The 20,377-nt window shown below is 46.4% G+C and carries 19 protein-coding genes and 1 pseudogene; 9 read left to right on the forward strand and 11 right to left on the reverse strand.

What is annotated here, in order from left to right:
• The first annotated feature begins 17 nt into the window (after positions 1-17).
• Both MHB72_RS02365 and MHB72_RS02370 read left to right on the forward strand, forming a co-directional pair.
• The gene (locus tag MHB72_RS02365; protein ID WP_216921903.1) at positions 18-1,124 is read left to right on the forward strand and encodes a GerAB/ArcD/ProY family transporter; all 1,107 of its coding nucleotides are present in this window, start codon (positions 18-20) and stop codon (positions 1,122-1,124) included.
• 55 nt (positions 1,125-1,179) lie between these two features.
• The gene (locus tag MHB72_RS02370) at positions 1,180-1,911 is read left to right on the forward strand and encodes a MerR family transcriptional regulator (protein ID WP_216921900.1); all 732 of its coding nucleotides are present in this window, start codon (positions 1,180-1,182) and stop codon (positions 1,909-1,911) included.
• A 289-nt stretch (positions 1,912-2,200) separates the two neighbouring features.
• Here the strand turns inward: MHB72_RS02370 and MHB72_RS02375 are convergent, their stop codons facing one another.
• Both MHB72_RS02375 and MHB72_RS02380 read right to left on the reverse strand, forming a co-directional pair.
• Positions 2,201-2,884 carry an ABC transporter ATP-binding protein gene (locus tag MHB72_RS02375; protein ID WP_101561623.1) on the reverse strand — a complete coding sequence of 228 codons (684 nt, stop codon included), beginning with the start codon at positions 2,882-2,884 and terminating at the stop codon, positions 2,201-2,203.
• Positions 2,885-2,899: 15 nt separating this feature from the next.
• Entirely contained in the window at positions 2,900-4,339 is a 1,440-nt protein-coding gene (locus MHB72_RS02380) for an ABC transporter permease (RefSeq protein WP_105980707.1), read from the reverse strand.
• A gap of 217 nt (positions 4,340-4,556) precedes the next feature.
• Here MHB72_RS02380 and MHB72_RS02385 point away from each other — a divergent pair, with 217 nt between their 5' ends.
• Entirely contained in the window at positions 4,557-5,243 is a 687-nt protein-coding gene (locus MHB72_RS02385) for a response regulator transcription factor (RefSeq protein ID WP_145624604.1), read from the forward strand.
• Positions 5,233-6,660 (forward strand): sensor histidine kinase, encoded by a 1,428-nt coding sequence (locus tag MHB72_RS02390; RefSeq protein ID WP_039073204.1) that lies wholly within the window; start codon positions 5,233-5,235, stop codon positions 6,658-6,660. The genes MHB72_RS02385 and MHB72_RS02390 overlap by 11 nt, the downstream gene beginning before the upstream one ends.
• A 31-nt stretch (positions 6,661-6,691) precedes the next feature.
• Here MHB72_RS02390 and MHB72_RS22785 read toward each other — a convergent pair whose 3' ends face one another.
• The 3 genes and pseudogenes from MHB72_RS22785 to MHB72_RS02400 form a co-directional block, all read right to left on the reverse strand.
• Positions 6,692-7,645 carry a methyl-accepting chemotaxis protein gene (locus MHB72_RS22785; RefSeq protein WP_371268753.1) on the reverse strand — a complete coding sequence of 318 codons (954 nt, stop codon included), beginning with the start codon at positions 7,643-7,645 and terminating at the stop codon, positions 6,692-6,694.
• Positions 7,643-8,410 (reverse strand): annotated as a pseudogene (locus MHB72_RS22790) (MCP four helix bundle domain-containing protein); the annotation flags it as partial. The pseudogene MHB72_RS22790 and the gene MHB72_RS22785, both read right to left, overlap by 3 nt.
• A 135-nt stretch (positions 8,411-8,545) precedes the next feature.
• Positions 8,546-9,907, reverse strand: a complete 1,362-nt coding sequence (locus MHB72_RS02400; protein ID WP_026580545.1) for an aspartate kinase — start codon at positions 9,905-9,907, stop codon at positions 8,546-8,548.
• A gap of 277 nt (positions 9,908-10,184) precedes the next feature.
• Here MHB72_RS02400 and MHB72_RS02405 point away from each other — a divergent pair, with 277 nt between their 5' ends.
• Genes MHB72_RS02405 through MHB72_RS02420 form a run of 4 tightly spaced genes read left to right on the forward strand, consistent with a single transcriptional unit; the run spans position 10,185 to position 13,792 of the window.
• Complete coding sequence (locus MHB72_RS02405) at positions 10,185-11,138, forward strand: ABC transporter permease (protein WP_026580546.1); 954 nt, start codon at positions 10,185-10,187, stop codon at positions 11,136-11,138.
• Positions 11,128-12,072, forward strand: a complete 945-nt coding sequence (locus tag MHB72_RS02410; protein WP_020450171.1) for an iron chelate uptake ABC transporter family permease subunit — start codon at positions 11,128-11,130, stop codon at positions 12,070-12,072. Before MHB72_RS02405 ends, MHB72_RS02410 begins: the two co-directional genes overlap by 11 nt.
• Positions 12,072-12,830 carry an iron ABC transporter ATP-binding protein gene (locus MHB72_RS02415; RefSeq protein WP_025810135.1) on the forward strand — a complete coding sequence of 253 codons (759 nt, stop codon included), beginning with the start codon at positions 12,072-12,074 and terminating at the stop codon, positions 12,828-12,830. Before MHB72_RS02410 ends, MHB72_RS02415 begins: the two co-directional genes overlap by 1 nt.
• Before the next feature lie 14 nt (positions 12,831-12,844).
• Positions 12,845-13,792 carry a siderophore ABC transporter substrate-binding protein gene (locus MHB72_RS02420; RefSeq protein ID WP_035337207.1) on the forward strand — a complete coding sequence of 316 codons (948 nt, stop codon included), beginning with the start codon at positions 12,845-12,847 and terminating at the stop codon, positions 13,790-13,792.
• A 181-nt stretch (positions 13,793-13,973) separates the two neighbouring features.
• Here MHB72_RS02420 and MHB72_RS02425 read toward each other — a convergent pair whose 3' ends face one another.
• From MHB72_RS02425 to MHB72_RS02445, 5 genes are all read right to left on the reverse strand, one after another.
• Positions 13,974-15,395 carry an MDR family MFS transporter gene (locus tag MHB72_RS02425; RefSeq protein ID WP_026580547.1) on the reverse strand — a complete coding sequence of 474 codons (1,422 nt, stop codon included), beginning with the start codon at positions 15,393-15,395 and terminating at the stop codon, positions 13,974-13,976.
• Positions 15,396-15,406: 11 nt separating this feature from the next.
• Positions 15,407-16,294, reverse strand: a complete 888-nt coding sequence (locus MHB72_RS02430) for a TetR/AcrR family transcriptional regulator (RefSeq protein WP_020450175.1) — start codon at positions 16,292-16,294, stop codon at positions 15,407-15,409.
• Positions 16,295-16,388: 94 nt separating this feature from the next.
• Positions 16,389-17,231: an isocitrate lyase/PEP mutase family protein gene (locus MHB72_RS02435; RefSeq protein ID WP_026580549.1), complete on the reverse strand. Its 843-nt coding sequence runs from the start codon at positions 17,229-17,231 to the stop codon at positions 16,389-16,391.
• 110 nt (positions 17,232-17,341) lie between these two features.
• Positions 17,342-18,079, reverse strand: coding sequence for an oxygen-insensitive NADPH nitroreductase (gene nfsA / locus MHB72_RS02440; protein ID WP_216921895.1), 738 nt, complete (start codon positions 18,077-18,079; stop codon positions 17,342-17,344).
• Positions 18,080-18,097: 18 nt separating this feature from the next.
• A complete protein-coding gene (locus tag MHB72_RS02445; protein WP_216921893.1) occupies positions 18,098-18,385 on the reverse strand; it encodes a putative quinol monooxygenase in 288 nt (95 codons plus the stop codon).
• A 177-nt stretch (positions 18,386-18,562) separates the two neighbouring features.
• On the opposite strand from MHB72_RS02445, the gene MHB72_RS02450 reads away from it, so the two are divergent.
• The gene (locus tag MHB72_RS02450) at positions 18,563-18,859 is read left to right on the forward strand and encodes an ArsR/SmtB family transcription factor (protein WP_026580551.1); all 297 of its coding nucleotides are present in this window, start codon (positions 18,563-18,565) and stop codon (positions 18,857-18,859) included.
• A 64-nt stretch (positions 18,860-18,923) separates the two neighbouring features.
• On the opposite strand, the gene gabR is transcribed toward MHB72_RS02450, so the two are convergent.
• A complete protein-coding gene (gene gabR / locus MHB72_RS02455; protein ID WP_195259025.1) occupies positions 18,924-20,354 on the reverse strand; it encodes a MocR-like transcriptional regulator GabR in 1,431 nt (476 codons plus the stop codon).
• Between the last annotated feature and the right edge of the window lie 23 nt (positions 20,355-20,377).

Genomic DNA, 20,377 nt, shown 5'->3' on the forward strand with positions numbered 1-20,377 from the left:
AGAGAGGAGGGCTTTAAATGGAGAAAGCAAAAATCAGTGCTGCACAGTTGTTCGTGCTGATTGTTCTGTTTGAACTCAGCAGCTCTCTGCTGATTTTTCCAGGACAATCTGCCGAACAGGACGCCTGGATGGCGATCTTGTTCGGAACAGTCGGAGGGCTGGCTTTGTTTATGATGCACCACTTTTTCTACCAGGTGAATCCCGACGCCTCTCCCTATGAAACGCTGATGAGTATTTTTGGAAAACCGGTTGGCTGGGGCCTGTCTTTTATCTACATTGTTTATTATAGTTATATTGCGGCAAGGGTTTTGCGCGATTTTGGCGAAATGCTGCTGACGTCGGCTTATCCGAACACGCCGATTATCTTCGCGAATGGTTTGTTGATTGCAGTTTGTATTTTTACCGTGAGGAAAGGAATCGAAGTCCTGGCCCGTTCAGGCGAGCTGCTGTTTGGCATCATGTTTTGCCTCGCTGTCATAGGCCTCATCTTAATTGTTTCCTCAGGCTTGATTAAACCGAGGGAGCTTTTGCCTATTCTCGGAAACGGGCCCGGTCCGATGCTTAATGCCGTGTTCACGCAAACGCTGTATTTTCCGTTTGGCGAAATTATCGTCTTTACATTGATCCTGCCGTATTTAAAAGAAAAGAAACAGGCAAAAAAAGCGGGGCTGTTGGGAATCGCCATCAGCGGCATCATCCTGGCCTTTAATGTGGCATTGAACATCAGCGTGCTTGGCGTCGACCTTAATATGAGGTCGCGCTTCCCATTGCTGAGTACGATCCAGACGATTCAAGTAGCCGAATTTCTGGACAGGCTTGATGTATTTTTCATGCTCGTGTTGGTGATTGGCGGTTTTTTTAAGATGAGCATTTTCATGTATGCCGTAACCGAAGGCGTGACCGTCTTATTCAAGCTTAAAAAACCCTCCAAAATCGTTCATGTGATCGGCATTATCATTTTGATTTTATCTGTCTCCATTGCCAGCAATATTTCGGAGCATGTAAAAGAAGGAATCGAGTTTGTTCCTTTATATGTCCATTTGCCGATGCAGGTGATCCTTCCTGCTTTTATTTGCCTGGTCGCTTATGCGAAAATGAAAAAAAATAAAAAAAAGACCGTGTAATGGATTGACCCCGCCCTTAGGGCACCCTTTAACATGACAGACGAGGTGAAGTTTGATGCTCTATACGGTAAAAGAAGTGGCCGGGTTGGCGAATATCACGATCAAAACGCTATACCACTACCATAAGATCGGCCTTTTATGCCCCGCGGAGGTGACGGATGCCGGCTACCGCCTTTACGGGGTAAAAGAGCTGGAACGGCTGCAGCATATCTTGTTTTATCGGGAGCTCGAATTTCCGCTCAAGGAAATTAAGCAAATACTGGACGGCGAAGCTGATCGACTGACGATTTTATCTGAGCAGAAACGTCTTTTTACTGCCCGTTTGGACAGGATAAAACAGCTTATTTCTACGATCGATCTCTCGATTCAGCAGGCCGGGAAAGGAGAAGCAATGGATCAATCAAGCATGTTTAAAGGGTTTTCAAGCAGCAGGGAATGGGAGGACGCACTCGCTGAACAGAACCGCTATTTGAAGGAGGCATATGATGTCGATTTGCTGAGAGGAGAACCGGTCATCGCGGAAGAAATGAATGAAAAAGCTGAAGAGGCAGCCCGTTTTATGAATGGAATGGCCGAAGCGCTCAGAGATGGAGTCAAACACGACCATGAACAAGTAAAGACTGCCATTAAACGGCACCTTAAATTTTTGGGGATCACGCCCGGCGATTTTCAGACGCAGACACGCTTTTTTATCGAAGATGATTTTCATCGCGGGATGCTTGAAAATCAGCAAACCGGCCTATCGTATTATTTGGCGGCGGCTGCAGAAGCTTTTGTTTCATCATAAAAGAAGGGGAACGACTCATGCCGTTCCCCCAGCGTGTCGACAAACCCTCGCATTCGTTGTCAGGCCTGCGCGTCGGTGCTCACGAATAGGAGAAGGATCGGCGGCTAACCGCTCAGGCGTCCTGCCTGAACGCCGCCGTCATCACATCCTGTGAAAGTCAGCTTCCGATGCTCGGCCTTCCTAGACTGCAAGGGTTTTCAATCACGCTGAAAGGATGACAAAATCCCAAAACAAAAGGTCGTTTTGGGATTTTGTCAACAATCTGAGGGAACGGCTCATGCCGTTCCCCTTATCCTGCTGATCTGCGGTCTTTGACGGTAAAGCCGCCTCTTGAAAGCCGGATGTTGACATCGGATACCTTTGCGATTTGTTCATCGTGGGTGACCATGATGACGCATTTGTTTTCTTGGTGGGCAAGGTTTTGGAAGAGCCGGACGATGTCCTTTGATGTATTTTCATCCAAGTTGCCGGTCGGTTCATCGGCGACGATTAAGTCCGTGTCGCAGCAGAACGCTCTGATGATGGAGACACGCTGCTGCTGCCCGCCGCTTAATGTCAGTACTTTCTGTCTGGCCTGCTTTTCGCCGATGCCGACTTTTTCGAGCATCTCCAAAGCGTATTGTTCTTTGTTTTTGACCTGAGATCCGGTAATTTCCATGGCCGACGTGATATTTTGGAGAGCCGTCATATACGGGAGCAGGTTATAGGACTGAAAGACGATCGATACATATTGATTGCGGAAGCTGGTCAGCCCGATTTTTGAAATGTTTTCTCCTTTATACAGGATGTCTCCCTCTTTTGGTACATCAAGTCCGCCTGCCAGCGATAAAAAGGTGGTTTTGCCGGAGCCGGAAGTCCCGACAATCGTATACAAAAGCCCTTGGCTGAATTGAATGCTGATCTCTTCGAAAAGAGGCTGATCCTGATTTTTATACCAATAGCCGACATTCTGAAATTCTAAAATAGTGCCCATGATCTTCACTTCTTTCTATTCTTGTTTTGTTAAAATCGTTTTCGGATGGAGCCTTAGAACAGATATTGACGGAAGGAGCGTCGCGAACAGCGCGATTAAAAGGCCGATGCCGCCGAGTGCCATCAAGTCCCCGAAGGATACTTGAATGTCAAGCTGATCAATGGCCGAGACTTGGGCGGTCCTTTGTCCGAAGAAGCCTCCGCCGCCAAGGCCCATCATTCCGCCTGCAGACTGGCCAGCTGACGTTTGTTCGATTTGCTGGCTCAAGAGCTGGTTCCCGATTTGCCCGGCAATCAAGCTGCCGGTTAATGCTGAGATGCCGATGGCAAGCACTGCGATCATTAAGATTTCGGTCAAAAACTGTCCGATGAGTTTCCAGCGTTTTTCACCGATCGCCATCAGAACGCCCATTTCGTATTTTCTCTCCCTGATTGACATCATGACGATCAGTCCGAGGATCACCGCTCCAGCGATCGTGACGAGATAGACGACATTTTTCGAGAAGGACGCGACATTTTCAATCGGGCCGACCATCTGCTGGTACAACTGATCATTGGCATCCAATGTGAATGTATCCAAATCAATGCCTGTTTTCTTGGCAGCCGCAATGAAAGTGTCGATGTTGGAGGCGTCGTCCATATTGTAGACCGCTTCATCAATCGCGTTTTTATAATCGTCACCTTTTAAGGCCGATGCCGCCGTATATGGTGTGTAGATTTTGTTATAAGGGTTTAAAAAGGCGAAGTTTTGCGCTTGATTGTCTCCGGATGAAGTCGTTTGATAGATTCCGACGATTTTCAAATTGATCGTTGTAGCTTCATCGCTGCTCGTTTTGACTTTGATCGTATCGCCGACTTTCAGAGCGTTTTCTTCGGCAAGCGTTTCTTCAATCACGGCGACTTTTTTATTCACATCATCCTTTGTTAAAGCACGGCCTTCCGTGATCTTGGACGTCCCGTTGGAAAATTCGTCGACAAGGGCTGTGCTTGTCACACCTTCGATTGATACGTCAGCCTGCATCATTTGCCGGCCGCCCTGTTCATTGCCGCCCGGTCCGGCCGGCTGCTCGCTGTTTGAGGCCGAAGAATCCTCGTCACCGCTTTCGATCGGATCGAAATTGTCCGCTAAAGCAGACGTAGAGGAGATGTAGTTATAGCTTTTGACATGGTCAAGGCCCGCAAGCTTCTCGGCTGATTTAACAGAAACGGGGGTCGATTCAAACCTTTTCCGTTCTCCTGATTCCTGCTGTTCTTTCATCATTTTTTCCCTGTCAACTTTGAGCGTGACGCTGCCTCCAAGCTGCTCCCTTGCCAGTTCGCTCGATTTCACGGCCGCCGACTGGATCGTAATTCCTGTCAGCACGAGCACGCAAATCATCGTGAAAACAAACAATTGTAAAAGTGTTTTTCCTTTTTTCGCTTTCATGCTCCAAAAGGCTCGTTTGAAAAAATTCATAACGCGTGATTCCTCCGTATCTATTTCATTTATTATGGCTGCGAAGTCAAACGGCAGCAGGACTTTTGCCTTATGCTTGATTTCATCTTAGCCGCTACTTATGAATAAATTATGACCAAACTGTTGCCAGTCCTTTAAATGTTCATAATGGAATTGAGAAATGGCTGAGCCCTGTGTAAAATGAATCTAACGTTTGTCTAGCGGAGGCATATTGACGATGAAAATATTAATGATTGAGGATAATTTAAGCGTATGTACAATGACAGAAATGTTTTTTGCAAAAGAAGGATTTGAAACAGAGTTCGTCCATGACGGATTTGAAGGATATAACCGTTTTAAATCGGATGATTGGGATTTGTTGATCATCGATATCATGCTGCCGTCCATGGACGGGGTCACGATCTGCAAAAAGGTCAGGGAAGAGAGCACGGTTCCGATTATTATGCTGACGGCAAAAGATACGGAATCAGACCAGGTGCTCGGTTTTGAGCTCGGAGCTGATGATTATGTGACAAAGCCGTTCAGCCCTTTGGCGCTTGTGGCGAGAATCAAAGCGGTGAGCCGGAGGTATCAAAGCGCCGGCCGGCAGGATTCCGCTGACAGCGACTCGCTTGAAACAGAACATTTTAAAATCAATAAAAAAACGAGAGAAGTGTTTTTGGACGGCGTTCAAATTCAAAATTTGACGCCTAAGGAGTTCGATTTATTGTATTACCTGGTGCAAAGTCCAAAACAGGTTTTCTCAAGGGAGCAGCTGCTTGAGCAGGTTTGGGGATATCAATTCTACGGAGACGAGCGGACGGTTGATGTTCATATTAAAAGGCTGAGAAAAAAGCTTGGCAGCGACTCGCGGCCGTTTCTTTATACCGTATGGGGAGTAGGGTACAAGTTCGATGAAGATTAAGTATCTCTATCAGCTGCTGGCCAGTCACATCACTATATTAATCATGGCTTTTCTCATTACCGGGGCGCTGTTTTCCCACTTTGTCAAAGACTTTGCATACGAAAGCAAAGTCGATGAGCTGTCTTCATACGGCTATCGCATCATGGGCGAAATGGAGATGCGGCCAAAAGGCGCGCCGGCCATTATGAAGCCGTTTGAGGAAATTTTGCGAAGCAGGAAGATCAGCTTCTTTCTTTTTAATGAAAAGAAAGAGGTCTTGATGACGCCGGCCGATTTGCGGCCGCGAAAGCTGCTGCTCAGTGATGAAGAATGGAAAGAGCTTAAAGATGGAAAGGCCGTGGTCGTCAAAACCGATTTTAACCGTTTTAATGAGGAAGTATCGGTTGTGGCGCTGCCCAACATCGTCAACAATGAATTTCAGGGAGGCATTCTGCTGACCGCTCCGATCAGCGGGACCGAGGAAATGATCAGCGACATGAACCGCTTTATGCTCTTTACGGCGGCGGGTGTTATCTTAGTCGCTATTCTTCTAAGCTGGCTGACGTCCAAATTCCATGTCGCCCGCATTCAGAAGCTCCGCGATGCAACGAAAAAAGTCGCCGCCGGAGATTATGACATCCATATCGAAAACCGCAATAAGGATGAGATCGGTGATTTGGGCGACGATTTTAACATTATGGCCCGCAAGTTAAAAAGCTCAAGCGAAGAAATCGACCGGCTTGAAAAGCGAAGAAGGCAGTTTATCACTGACGTCTCACATGAGCTGAAGACGCCGCTGACGACGATCAGCGGTTTAGTGGAAGGGATGAACAGCCAGACGATACCCGAAGATCAGCAGGATAAATGTATGAAGCTGATTACGGAGGAGACAAAAAGGCTGATTCGCCTCGTCAACGAAAACCTTGATTATGAAAAAATCCGTTCCAATCAGATTACACTGCAAAAACTGCATTATCCGCTGATCGAAGTGTTTGAAATCATTAAAGAGCAGCTGGCGCTTCAGGCTGAGGAGAAACAGAATCAGCTGATCCTCGATGTGGAGGATCATGTGATGGTCAATGCCGATTACGACCGGCTCATCCAGATACTCGTCAATATTACGAAAAACAGTATTCAATTCACAACGAACGGAACCGTTTGGCTGAGAGGCCGGGAAGACTATAAGGAGACGGTGATCGAAATAGAGGATACCGGAATCGGCATTGATGAAAAGGATATTGAAAACATTTGGGATCGTTTTTATAAAGCAGATTTATCACGGACGAACACCCCTTACGGAGAATACGGGCTGGGGCTGTCGATCGTCAGACAGCTCGTCGCCCTGCACAACGGTACGGTAGAGATTGAAAGTGAGAAAAACAAAGGAACAAAATTTATCATCCGTCTGCCGCTGACAGCGAGAGATGATGATGAATAGAAACCCGCCAGACAGCGTCTGGCGGGTTTTGTTAATCTTTAATTTTGAATTTCTGGATCAGGTGCTGCAGCTCTTCGGCGTTTTGCGCGAGGATCTGTGATGCGGCGGCGATTTCTTCCATTGAAGCAAGCTGCTCCTGAGTTGCCGCACTAACCGTTTGCGTGCCTCCCGCTGCTGTTTCGGCTACTTCTTTGACGCCGGAAATGGCGGTTTCGATTTCGCTTGCGCCGGCTGTCAGGTTTTTCACCAAGTTTGTCACGTCATTGATCTGTGTGACGACCTCCGTAATCGAGTTTTCGATTTTTTGGAAAGCGCCTCCCGCTTCATGAACGACGACAAGTCCTTCTTTGACTTCGCCGGTTGCCGAAATGACCGAGTTCATCGTCTGCTTCGTATCGTTTTGAATGATCGTAATCAATCTTGTAATCTGTTCTGCTGAGCGGGCCGATTGCTCGGCTAATTTCCTGACTTCATCCGCGACGACGGCAAAGCCTTTTCCTTGTTCTCCCGCCCGGGCCGCTTCAATGGCCGCGTTTAAAGCAAGCAGGTTCGTTTGTTCAGCGATGCTCGTAATCACTTCGGTAATATTTCCGATCTCATTGGAACGCTCTGTTAAATGTTTAAATGCTTCTGAGAGCGAGACGACCGTTTCATTAATAGACTTCATTTGAGTGCTCACTTTATCAATGGCTTTCGTGCCTTCAAGCGACATCTTCGCCGTCTGGTCAGCGGTGGCGGCCGCTTTTTCGGCATTTGAAGAAATTCTTCCGGCAAACTCGGTCATTCCCATAATAACGGTTCTGCTGTTTTCAACGCTTTCCACCTGCTGATCGGAGCCTACTGCAAGCTCCTGGATCGTTGTTGAGATGTACTCGCTCGCCTTTGTGCTTTCATCCGCACTGGCGCTCAGCTCTTGTGATGAAGAAGCAACTTGGTGCGACGTTTCGCCGACCGTTTCAATGATCGAACGGACGCCTGCTACCATTTTGTTAAATGATGATGTCAGCAATCCCAATTCATCTTTCGATTGATATGTTCCTTTGACAGTAAAATCGCCTTGCTCAGTTTCTGCGAACAGCGCCTGAATGTCTTTGATCGGCTTTGTGATCAGCCTTGTCATTAAGAGGCCGATCGAGATGGATAAAACAAGCGCTACAGCAATGACAATGATGAGAAGCGTGATGATTGAACCGGCTTCTTTAGAATCCTGCTGATAGATTGTTTTGGCGTTATCAGCATTTAAGGTTTGAATGTCTTCAATGAGCTGGTTGACCGTTTCTCTTTGAGGCTCCATCTTTTTTAGATAGACGTCATATGCTTTATCATTTTCGTTCTTCACCGCCAAGCTGAGCATCTCGCTGCTGATATCTTGCAATTTCTTGTATTCGGTTTTGAAATTTTCGTATTTTTTAGAGACATTGTCCATTAATTTCAGCTGATCGATTTTTTCCATTAAGGTGCTGTTTTCTTCGTTTTTTTCCTTAATGTGTTTTTGCAATGTTTCATTTCGATCGTTGTCTTTCGTCACCATCAGCTCGAATTTGTACGTATCAATATCAAGGTTGTTCGCTTTTAAATTTGCAAACAACTGGTTGGGAACCAATTGATCTTGATAGATGATCTCTGAACCTTTGGAAAGCTTGTTCAGCCCGCCTATCCCCTGGATGCCGACAATCGACAAAGCCAGCGCTGAAATGATAATGATGACAAATAGTTTGCTTCTGATTTTTATATTTTTCAACAGATTCATAAGTGTTCTCCCATCAGTTTATTTACTTTACATATCGGCTTTCAAAACGGTTTTGTGAATGAATTTAAGGCAGGCAATTTTAGGGAAGGGTATATTTTCTGACAGCAAAAAAACCCCATAAAAAAAGGGGTTTTTTTAAACGAGAACTTTTGCGAAAAATTCCTGGTATAACGCGCGGACCGCTTGTTTTTCCTGAGCTTCCTTAACGCCGAACATCATGCTGACTTCCGAGGAGCCCTGGTTGATCATTTCGATGTTGACACGCGCATCGGACAATGCTTTTGACGCTCTTGCCGTCGTTCCGACGTTATGGCGCATGGCTTCGCCGACGACCATAATCAGGGCAATATTGTGTTCAATCGTCACTTCATCGGCATCCAGTTCTTCCTTGATCCGTTTGATTATCCGTTTTTCTGCTGCTTGATCCATTTGATCCTGCCTTAAAATGATCGTAATATCATCAATGCCGGATGGAATGTGTTCATACGTCAGCCCGTCATCTTCAAGGATTTGCAGAACGCGGCGTCCGAAGCCGATTTCGCGGTTCATTAAATATTTGCTGATGTAAATGCTGCAAAATCCGCTGTCGCTGGCGATCCCGACGACAGGTCCGTTCGTATTGTCGCGTGTGGTGACAACTCTTGTCCCCTCCGCGTCCGGATTGTTTGTATTTTTGATCTGAACCGGTATGCGCGCCCGGAAAGCAGGGATCAATGCTTCATCATGAAAGACGGAAAAGCCTGCATACGACAACTCCCTCATTTCCCGGTATGTCAGCTCGCGGATTTCTTTCGGGTTGGATACGATCGCCGGGTTGACAGAATAAACGGCGTCAACGTCAGTGAAGTTTTCATACAACTCGGCTTTCAATCCATTCGCTAAAATGGAACCTGTAATGTCAGAGCCGCTCCGCGAAAACGTCATGACTTCGCCTTCCCGGCTGAATCCGAAGAAGCCGGGAAAGATGATGATGCCCTTTTGCTGTCTCAGCTGAAACAGATTGTCATACGACTCGGGCAGGACTTGTGCGTTGCCTGGCTCGCTCGTCACAAACAGCCCGGCGTCTTTTGGACTGACATAGTGCGCTTCAACTCCCTGGTGCCTGAAGTAAGCCGCTACCAATTTGGCATTGTTATCTTCGCCGCTTGCTTTGACCGCATCGATAAACCGTTCCGGATTTGTTTTATCACCTTCGAGCAGCTGAAGCAGGTCGGCCCGGATCCGGTCGATCACGACATCGTCAAGTCCGAGCTCAAGCGCGATATCGGCATACCGTCCGACAATCGCCTCAACCAGATCGGGCGCTTTTTTTGATGATAAGTACTGTTCGGCGCATTCGATTAACAGGTCCGTTACTTTCGTATCCTCGGGGTGCCGTTTTCCGGGTGCTGATACAACGACGGCCTTCCTTTCCGGATCAGAAGTGACAATTTGAAATACTTTCTCTAGCTGAGCCCCTGAAGCGAGCGAGCTGCCCCCAAATTTAACGACTTTCATTTGTTACATCTCCCAAAGTTTAAATTTTCGAAATAAATTTAATCTTAATTATTGCGCTTTTTACAAGAAGAATCAAGGTTTTTCTTTCAGAAATGAACAAATGTACTTTTGAGGAGGACTAAAGATGGGGAAATCGCATGGTTTCAACCTTTGTATCTATTAATCTTATTGACTATGTCAGAAAAAATGGTAAGATATATGAAGACCCTTATTGATAATGATAATCATTAACGTCGGCGGAGGGGTTTGCTTTGTTGTGCAAGGAGGCTACTGCAGCATGAAATTACGATACTTATTGCTAATGCTCATCATTCTTTCAATCAGCTCGATATTCATCGGCGTTAAGGAGCTTTCGCCTCTTGATCTTTTCCGCTTTAACGAGGACGAAATTCAAACGCTTTACATAAGTAGAATTCCGCGCTTGATTAGCATCGTGCTTGCGGGAATGAGCTTGAGCATTTGCGGGCTGATCATGCAGCAGCTGACGCGCAATAAATTTGTTTCACCGACCACCGCTGGAACGATGGATTGGGCGAGGCTCGGTGTGATCATTGCGATCGTGCTTTTTTCGTCTGCAGGAATTGTGGTTAAAATACTGTTTGCCTTTGTTTTTGCACTGTTTGGCAGTTTTTTGTTCGTCAAAATTTTGGACAGAATCAAGTTCAAAGATGCGATCTTCATCCCTCTCGTCGGTATGATGCTCGGAAGTGTTGTCAGCGCCATCTCCACTTTCATGGCTTATCAGTACAATATCATTCAAAACGTCAATGCATGGTTTGAAGGGAATTTTTCGCTGGTCATGAAGGGGAGGTATGAGCTCTTATTTCTGAGTATACCGCTCGTTATCATTGCCTATCTGTTCGCCAATAAATTTACGTTGGCCGGGATGGGGGAGTCTTTTTCCATCAATCTTGGATTGAATTATAAGCGGGTGGTCAATATCGGATTGATCATCGTATCTATTATTTCGTCCGTCGTCATCCTGACGGTCGGCACGCTTCCCTTTTTGGGATTGATCATCCCGAACATCGTGTCCATCTACAGGGGAGATCATTTGAAAAACAGCCTGCCTCATACGGCGGTTCTCGGAGCCGTTTTCGTCTTGTTTTGCGATATAGCGGGACGTCTCGTCATTTACCCGTACGAAATTTCGGTTGGTTTGATGGTCGGCATCATCGGGAGCGGCGTTTTTCTTTACTTGCTTTTAAGGAGAAAAGCCTATGCGTCATAAACAGAAAATGCTTATACTCATCGTGATAGCGGCAGCCTGCATCGGCTTGTTTCTGTTCTACGGATTGCCGTCTGTATGGGAATATGCGCTTCCGCGGAGGTTTGCCAAAGTTTTTGCGATCATCGTTGTCGGTACAGCCATTGCGTATTCGTCGATGATTTTCCAAACGATCACAAACAACAGAATTTTGACGCCGAGCATTCTCGGACTCGATTCTCTCTATGTTCTGCTGCAAACCGGGATTATTTACTTTTTCGGTGCAGCCAAACTTGCCGATCTTGGTAAAAACGGCAATTTTTTATTGTCAACCGGTTTGATGGTCTGTTTTTCATTTGTGTTGTTTTTCCTGATGTTTCGCCGCGGGGGAAGGCACATCTTCTTGCTGCTGTTAGTTGGAATCGTATGCGGCACATTGTTCAGAAGCCTGTCATCCTTTATGCAAATGCTGATCGATCCGAACGAGTTTCAAGTTGTTCAAAACAAGATGTTTGCCAGCTTCAACAATTTGAACACGGACATTTTAATGCTTGCTTCGCTCATCATTCTGGCGATTCTCGTTTACGCTTGGCGGTATAATCCGTACTTTGATGTCATTTCGCTCGGCAGGGATCAAGCCGTCAACCTCGGAATCGATTACGACCGGACGGTGAAGAAAATGCTGATCGTCGTCGCCGTTCTCGTCTCCGTGTCTACTGCACTTGTAGGGCCGATCACATTTTTGGGGCTGCTCGTCGTCAATGTGGCGCGGGAAGTATTTAAAACGTATAAGCACAGCGTCCTGATTCCCGGAGCGGTTTTGTTCAGCATCATTGCGCTTGTCGGGGGCCAGTTCATTGTTGAAAAACTGTTTGGTTTAACGGTGACGCTTGTTGTGATCATTGATTTTATCGGCGGGATTTATTTTATTTACCTGTTGCTGAAGGAGCGTAAATGATGATAGAAGTACGAGATATCATGAAACAATTCGGAGAGCAGACCGTTGTTCATCCCACGACTTTAACGATAAAAAAAGGAATGATCACGTCCTTCATCGGACCGAACGGAGCGGGGAAAAGCACGCTTTTGTCCATCATCAGCAGGCTGATCGGCATGGACGCCGGAAAAGTGCTGATTGACGGCAAGGAAATCAGCGCATACAAAAGCAATGATTTAGCCAAAAAAATCAGCATTTTAAAGCAGTCCAACCAGATCAACATCAGGCTGACTGTCAGGGAGCTCGTCAGTTTCGGCAGATTTCCTTATTCACAGGGAAGGCTCTCGAAAGAGGACTGGGTATATGTCGACGAAGCGATTGATTATATGAAGCTGAGAGAGATTGAGCATAAACACCTCGATCAGTTGAGCGGCGGCCAGTGCCAGCGTGCTTTTATCGCAATGGTCATCGCTCAGGATACCGACTATATATTGCTTGATGAACCATTAAATAACCTCGATATGAAACATTCAGTAGAGATAATGAAGCTCTTGAAAGACCTTGTCGAAAATCGCGGTAAAACGATCGTCATTGTCATTCATGACATTAATTTTGCCTCGGTTTATTCAGACAGAATCGCAGCCCTGAAAAACGGGCGGATTGTAAAAGAGGGGCCGGCGGAAGACATTATCCAAACGCCGGTGCTGAAAGACATCTATGATATGGACATTCCGATCCAACAAATCGGAGATCAAAAAATCTGTGTATATTTTAAATGATGAGGTGACTTGAATTGAAAAAACTATCTTTATTGATTATGGCATTGATAACCGTTCTTGTCGTAGCCGCCTGCGGAAACAAAGCTGCTGATACAGATGCAAAATCTTCCTCTAAAAAAGAAACCGTCACAATTAAACATAACAGCGGTACAACAGATGTACCGAAAAACCCGAAAAAAGTCGTTGTCTTCAACTTCGGAATGCTTGACACGCTTGACGAGCTTGGCTTGAGCGATCGCGTTGTCGGCCTTCCGAAACAAACCCTCCCGTCTTACTTGAAAAAATACAAAGACAGTAAATACGAAAGCGTCGGCGGACTAAAAGAGCCTGATTTTGAAAAAATTGCAGAGCTTGACCCCGATTTGATCATCATCGAAGGCAGACAGTCTGAGCAGTATGACGAGTTTAAAAGGATCGCACCGACGATCGACATCGAGCTTGACCAGAAGAACTACATGAACAGTTTTAAAGAAAATACCGAAAATATTGGAAAAATCTTCGGTAAAGAAGATGCTGTCAAAGAAGCTCTTGCGAAAATCGATGATAAAGTAGAGAAAGCCAACAAGCTTGCGAAAGAAAAAGGCGGCAAAGGATTGGTCGTCTTAACAAGCGATAAACAAATCAGCGCGTATGGAAGCGGCTCAAGATTCGGTTTGATCCATGATGTGCTCGGCGTTGAACCTGTCGACAAAAACATCGAGGCTTCCCTTCACGGCCAAAGCGTCTCTTCCGAGTATATTTCTGAAAAGAACCCTGATTACCTGTTTGTCATCGACCGAAGCGCTGCCATCGGCGAAAAAGGAACAGCAAAAGAAGTCATTGAAAATGAAATTGTAAAATCAACAAAAGCTTATAAAAAGAGCCATATCACATATCTTGATCCAGGTTACTGGTACCTGTCAGGCGGAGGTCTTGAGTCCGTATCTGAAATGGTGACAGAAGTTGAAAATGGATTAAAATAAAAGAGCGAGGCTGCCGGTGTATCCGGCAGCCTTTTTGTCTGTTCAGGAGAAGAATTCGAATGATATTCAATTCATATGAAAGGAGACGCAGAGCAGGTCTTCATGCTTCTTACGCTGCAAGGGATCAAATATATCAAACCATAAAAAAACACGCCAGTTTGATTGAACTGGCGTGTCAGGATCAGCGCGCCGGCTGGCCTTGTTTGTCGGCCTGCGGCTTCTTTTTCAATGTGAACGAAAGGATAAATCCGATCAGCGCCAAGACAGCGGCCACGATAAAGGCGGAATTCATGCCGTGAATGAGCGCATTTAACGGGTTAGATGCGGCAGCGTTTTTGGCTGAATTGCTCATGACGGAAATCAAAACGGCCGTGCCGATTGAACCGCCGATCTGGCGCATCGTATTGTTCATCGCTGTTCCGTGCGGGATGAGATGCATCGGAAGTGCATTGATGCCAGCGGTTGTGAGAGGCATCATAATCATGGAAGTGCCCATCATCCGCAGCGTATAAATGACGATAATAAATGTCAGCGAAGTATCCATTTGCAGATCCGCAAACGGGATCGACGTCAGCAGCAAGATGGCAAAACCGATAATCGCAAGACCTTTTCCACCGATCTTGTCAAAAATCCGGCCGATGATCGGCGACATGATACCCATTGCTATCGCGCCCGGCAGAAGCATCAGACCGGAATCGAAAGCTGTCACGTCTCTGACGTTTTGCGTATACAGCGGCAAAATGGTTTCAGTACCGATCATTAATGCAAAAACGATCATACCGAGGAGCGTTGTTATCGTAAAAGTCCACGATTGGAAAACGCGAAACTCGAGTATCGGCCTTTTGATTCTTAATTGTCTAGAGATAAAGAAGAACAAAGCGACCGCACCGACTGCAAAGGAAATTAAAACGGTATTGCTTCCCCAGCCTTCTGATCCGGCGTTGCTGAAGCCGTACAATAAACCGCCGAAACCCAGGCTGGACAGGATAATAGATAAGATGTCGACTGATGTTTCTCTCAATTTCGTAACGTTTTTCATCAGTAAGATGACAAGCACAAGATCAATCAGGGCAATTGGCAGAATAATATAAAATAAGTATCTCCATGTAAAGCTGTCGACGATCCAGCCTGACAATGTCGGTCCGATGGCCGGTGCAAATGCGATGACCAAACCGACCATACCCATTGCAGCCCCGCGTTTTTCAACCGGGAAAATCGTTAAAAAGATCGTCTGCATGAGCGGCATCATAATTCCCGCACCCGCGGCCTGGATGATTCGCGCCGCAAGGAGAACCGGGAAGTTAGGCGCAACTGCGCCGACGACCGTTCCCGCCACAAAGATGCTCATCGCGGCGATGACGAGCGCGCGGCTCGAAAATTTTTCGATTAAAAAGGCGGTAATCGGAATGAGAATCCCGTTTGTCAGCATGAACGCCGTTGTCAGCCATTGAGCTTTTGTAGCGTCTATGTTTAAGTCTGCCATAATATGCGGCAGTGCCGTAACCAGAAGCGTTTGGTTCAAGATCGCGATAAACGCCCCTGCAATGAGCAAACCTACGATGATATTTCTGTTGTATGTCTGTTGTTCAGTTCCTGTGTTCATATCAATCCCTCTTATTCTTTGATACTAATTGTTTGTATTTGTGAAACATCGCATTGGAGCGCCTCGATTTTTCCAAGGTAATCAAGGAGAGCCTTAATTAAATACGTGCGGGGCTCATTGGCGAAAAGCTCCTCGCTCAGCAAATCTGCGGCAGACAGCAATTCTGTCACGGAAACGTCGTCTTGTGGCAGCGAGGAAATCTTGTTTTTCAGTTTTTGCAAAAGGTCTTCAAGCAATTCCTCTTTTTTGGGCGGTGCCCAGCATGATGAGAAATTCGTATAGGAGGCAATAATGTCTTCATTTAATGAACTTTTCTGATCTTCGTTCAGCTTTTTCTCTATGAAGAGATCCAGAACCGACATAATGAATGGCGGAATCGTTTTAACGTCGGGCTGTGCTTTTCCAGTGCCGACTAAAAACAGGAATTCTCTCATCAAACCGTGGAAAATGATGACGATATCCCATATAAACGGTTCCACCTCTTCGCCGTACGCTTGAATGATAGAGTCTTTATGCCAGCTGATGATCAGCGATTTTGTTTCTTTCAGATGCTTTTTAAATACCGCGGTATCGGGAGACGATCCCTCATTGGAGAGGAAATTGATAAATTGGCGGTTTTCCCTGAATTCCGTAATCTCCAAAGCGATTTTTTTAGCGAGTCTTTCTTTTGGCGTCAGCGAGGTTTCCGTATTGATGATGGCGCTTTTGTTCAGCATTTCATGCTTTCTGAACTTGATCAATGCCAGCAGAAGATCTTCTTTAGATTGAAACAGTTTATAAATAGATGCTTTTGACATTTTGCATTCTTCAGCGATCGCTTGCATTGCAACGTTATGATAGCCTTTTTGGGCAAACAGCTTTTTGGCGGCCCTTAAGACTGCTGCTCTTTTTTCGTTCATTCCGGCTCCTTCTTTCGCAATGATAAAACTCATGGGTTACGAAAAAACCCATGAGTTTTCATAAATGAAATATTAACAGACCGAACTGTTTAGGTCAACGATTTTGTTTTGGGTTACGATGAAGGCTGATCCAATCGGCAGCTTCGCCGTATGAAAGGACTCCGTCCGTCATATGACTGAAGGAGCCGCGGGTGATGATGTCTTCACCGATCTTTTTCACCAGCGACAGGGCGGCTCTGAACGGGGCGGATCCGCAGCTGATTCTTTCGATCCCCAGTTCGGAAAGAATTTGTAAAGAGGGAGTGTGTGAGCCGGCCAGTACGTTGAGTGGTCCGGGTATATCTTTTCTCAGCCCGGCAATGGTGCCTGTATCATTGGCTCCGGGGATAAAGATGCAGTCCGCGCCTGCTTGTCTGTACCGATTTGCCCGCCGGACGGCTGTTTGAAGCCGGGAACCGGGAGCGTCTGCATTGAGCCAGTATACATCCGTGCGGGCATTGATCAAAACAGGAAGGTTCAGTTTTTTGACAGCCGCAATTTTTTCTTCCATTAATGTTGCATCACAAAGCGGCCGGCAGGGGTCTTTCGTTCCGTCTTCAATATTCATACCGACAACGCCGGCCGCTGCGGCTTTTTTTGCGTTTTCAGCAACTGCTTCCGGTGATTGGCCGTAACCCGCTTCAAGATCTGCGCTGACGGGAATATCGACGGCATCCGTGATGGTTTTCAGGACGGAAAGCAATGTTTCAAAAGGGAGATGTTCGCCGTCGGGATAGCCGAGGGACATGGCAATTCCGGCGCTGGTTGTGCCGACTGCTTTAAAACCGCAGTTTTGAAACGCTTTAGCGCTGGCCGCATCCCAGGCATTCGGCAGAACGAACGGGCCTGACTGATGATGGAGGTCTAGAAATGCTTTATATTTTGCAAATGGTTTCATGTGTTCCACTCCTTTTTTACATAGTGTAAAGGTAAAGACCTTCGATGCTCATCGAAATGTGGAATGGAACGCATGAAAAAAGGCTATCGATCACCGATAGCCTAAAGTATCTATTTGAGTTTAAATCCTTGTTTCTCAAGCATCTCACGGATGTGAGGATAATACACTTTATTGTAATAAGCGGATATGCCCTGAGACCAGTTTCTTGTTTCCTGTCCGTTTGTCCGTTTTGTCATGTATTCGGACATTTCTTCATCGTACGCGTCGATCAGCGGTTTTAAGTCAGGTTGATAGGTTTCGCTGTGCCTTACCGCTTGTTCAGGAAGTCGCGGCTTTTTCGCGGAGCGGTCCGCCGGATGGCCGACGACAAGCCCTGCGACAGGGAAGACGTATTCGGGAATATTGAGCAGCTCGATCAGCTCTTCTGCACGGCCGCGGACAGCGCCGATCGGCACAGTGCCAAGCCCCATCGATTCAGCGGCCGCTGTGGCCGTACCGAGAGCGATGCCTGCGTCGACAGCTCCGACAAGCACGGATTCCATTCCGTCTGTGATCGCAAGCGTTTCGCCGTTTTTCTCAAGGGCGATTTTCGCACGGTTGAAGTCCGCGCAGAACAAAAGGAAAACGGGGGCCTGCTCGATCCAGACCTGTCCGCCGGCCAATTCGGCGATTTTCTTTTTCCGTTCTTCATCTTGAATCGTAATCACGGTGACCTGCTGGCCGTTGATTGAAGTCGGTGCGGCTTGAACGGCTTGAATGATCTTGTCCAGCTGTTCAGGGTTCACGGGCTCATCTGTATAGCTGCGAATCGATCTATGGTCTGTCAATGATTTCAATACTTCATTCATTTAAACGTCATCCTTTCTTTAATCCGGTGTGTGCGTTTTAACCACATTCAGCGGTTCTGATAAAAGGTCGCCCGCGGCTTGAACGAAAGCTTGAAAATGCTCTGTCTGATTATGGGCGTCAATTGCGTTTTGATCTTTCCATTGCTCAAGCATGACAAATGTATTGGCATGTTCGGTATCTTCAAACAGCTTGTATTGGGCATTGCCGGCTTCAGCTCTTGAATGTTTAAGCAGCGGTTGTACGCTTTCGAGAAAGGCGTTGCGTTTTTCTGGTTTTACTTTCATATAGGCTTGCAATACGATCATCGGTTCAAACCTCCGTCATGTCATTTAGAATTCCTTTGCGTGTACGTTGTATACACAGTGAATTGATTGTTCGAAAATCATCGAACAATTGCATCGTAACATGTCTTTGCTTTGGCGGCAACCTATTTGCCTTCTTGACGAATTGTCTTGAAGTTAGGATTATGATACATTTAACCCATGAAAACAAATGAAATGAAGTTAACATCTGTTCTCCATGCCTTGAGTGATCCATACAGGCTTGAGATTGTCAAAGCCCTGGCTGACACAGCCGAGAAAACGTGCGGTACATGCACAAATCTCAATATCGCAAAGTCTACGCTGTCCCACCATTTCAAGGTGCTGAGAGAAGCGGGACTGCTCAAAGTCCGCATTGAAGGGAAGCATCATTATTACTCCCTCTGCAAACGGGAATTGGAGGAGCAGTTTCCGGGACTGATTGAGGCGGTTCTCCAGGTAGAAAAGGAACGGTGGTAAACGGGCAGACGTTGGCTTTCTAAAGCCAAGCTGATACCGGCAGGAGCGAACCTGCCGGTATTTTTTAAAACTTCTCATCACCGCATACCGCTTCATAAAGCTTGGCAGTCCCTTTGTCGATCTGATCGGCAGCGATTTTAGCAAATCCAAGCACGAGTGATACTGTTCCTTCATGTTTTGTCTGCTCTTTCTTTAACGTAAACCGGTTCATGCCGTAAACCTCGACCCGTCTATCCTTTGCTCTTGATAAAACCTCTTCTTCACTTCTATCTGTTTCAAAATCGGCCACAAAGTGAAGGCCTGCGCTTTCGCCTTTAATTTTCACCCGGCCGTTAAAGGTTTTGACAAGGCTTCCGATCAGCCTTGTCCGCTTTTCTTCGTAAATCTGGTTCATTTTCTTGATGTGCTTTTGGTATTCCCCCGATTCGATCAATTCCTGCAAGGCGAGCTGTGTTAAAACGCTGCTCGATTGAATCGAGAAATGGTGCCTTTTTCTGTATTGCTTCAGCAGCTTTTGCGGCAGTACCATATAGCTGATTCTCAGACCCGGAAGAAGCGATTTTGAAAAAGTGCCGATATAGATGACTTTCTCAGAGCGGTCAAGGCTTTGCAGGGCGGGGATCGTATCGCTCCCGTACTTGAATTCGCTGTCATAATCGTCTTCCACAATATAGCGGTTTTCCCCGTCGGAAACCCAATTTAAAAGCTGAATCCTTCTCGATACCGGCATAATGATTCCTGTTGGAAACTGGTGTGAAGGCGTGACAAATAAAACATCCGGATTCAGACGGTGAATCTCGCTGATCCGCATTCCTTTATGATCGAGCTGAATCGTGGCCACTTCTTTCCCTTCATTTTTCAGCAGTCGATAAATGCGGCTGTATCCCGGCTCCTCCATCGCATAGACGGCTGAGGCGGGGAGAAGATCCTGAAGCGTATGAATTAAGGACTGCGTGCCTGCGCTGATCACGATTTGTTCGGGGTGACACTTGACGCCTCTCGTTAAAGCGATAAACCGTGCGATCGTTTGGCGCACTTCGTAGACACCTTGCGGATGCGTCATTTCTCCAAGTTCGTTTACATGAGAAGAAACCGCTTTCTGTTCACAGCGAAGCCATGTTTTAAATGGAAAATGCGCCGTATCGACGCTCATATGGGAAAACGATATCCAGCCGTCTTTGCTTGCCGGCTTTTCAACCAGTTCTTTTTCCAATTGAAAAGGGCCGGGATGGCGGCTGGCATGGAACGTTTCGATCTGCTCTACAAAAAAGCCTTTTCTTTCACGTGAATAAAGATAACCTTCTGCCAGAAGCTGCTGGTAGGCAGCGTTGACCGAATTAATGCTGACGTTCAATGCTTCGGCGAGCTCGCGCTTGGAAGGGAGTTTTTTTCCCGGCAAAAGATTACGGCTGAAAATTTCTTCTTTAATCCGTTGATAGATTTGGTGATAAATATAATCCGCATCCTTGGAGCGGTCAATCGGTATCGTAATCATAGCGCCTCCCCCCTGGTACCATT

The sequence above is a fragment of the Bacillus sp. FSL K6-1284 genome (assembly GCF_038002625.1).
Taxonomy (GTDB): domain Bacteria; phylum Bacillota; class Bacilli; order Bacillales; family Bacillaceae; genus Bacillus; species Bacillus paralicheniformis.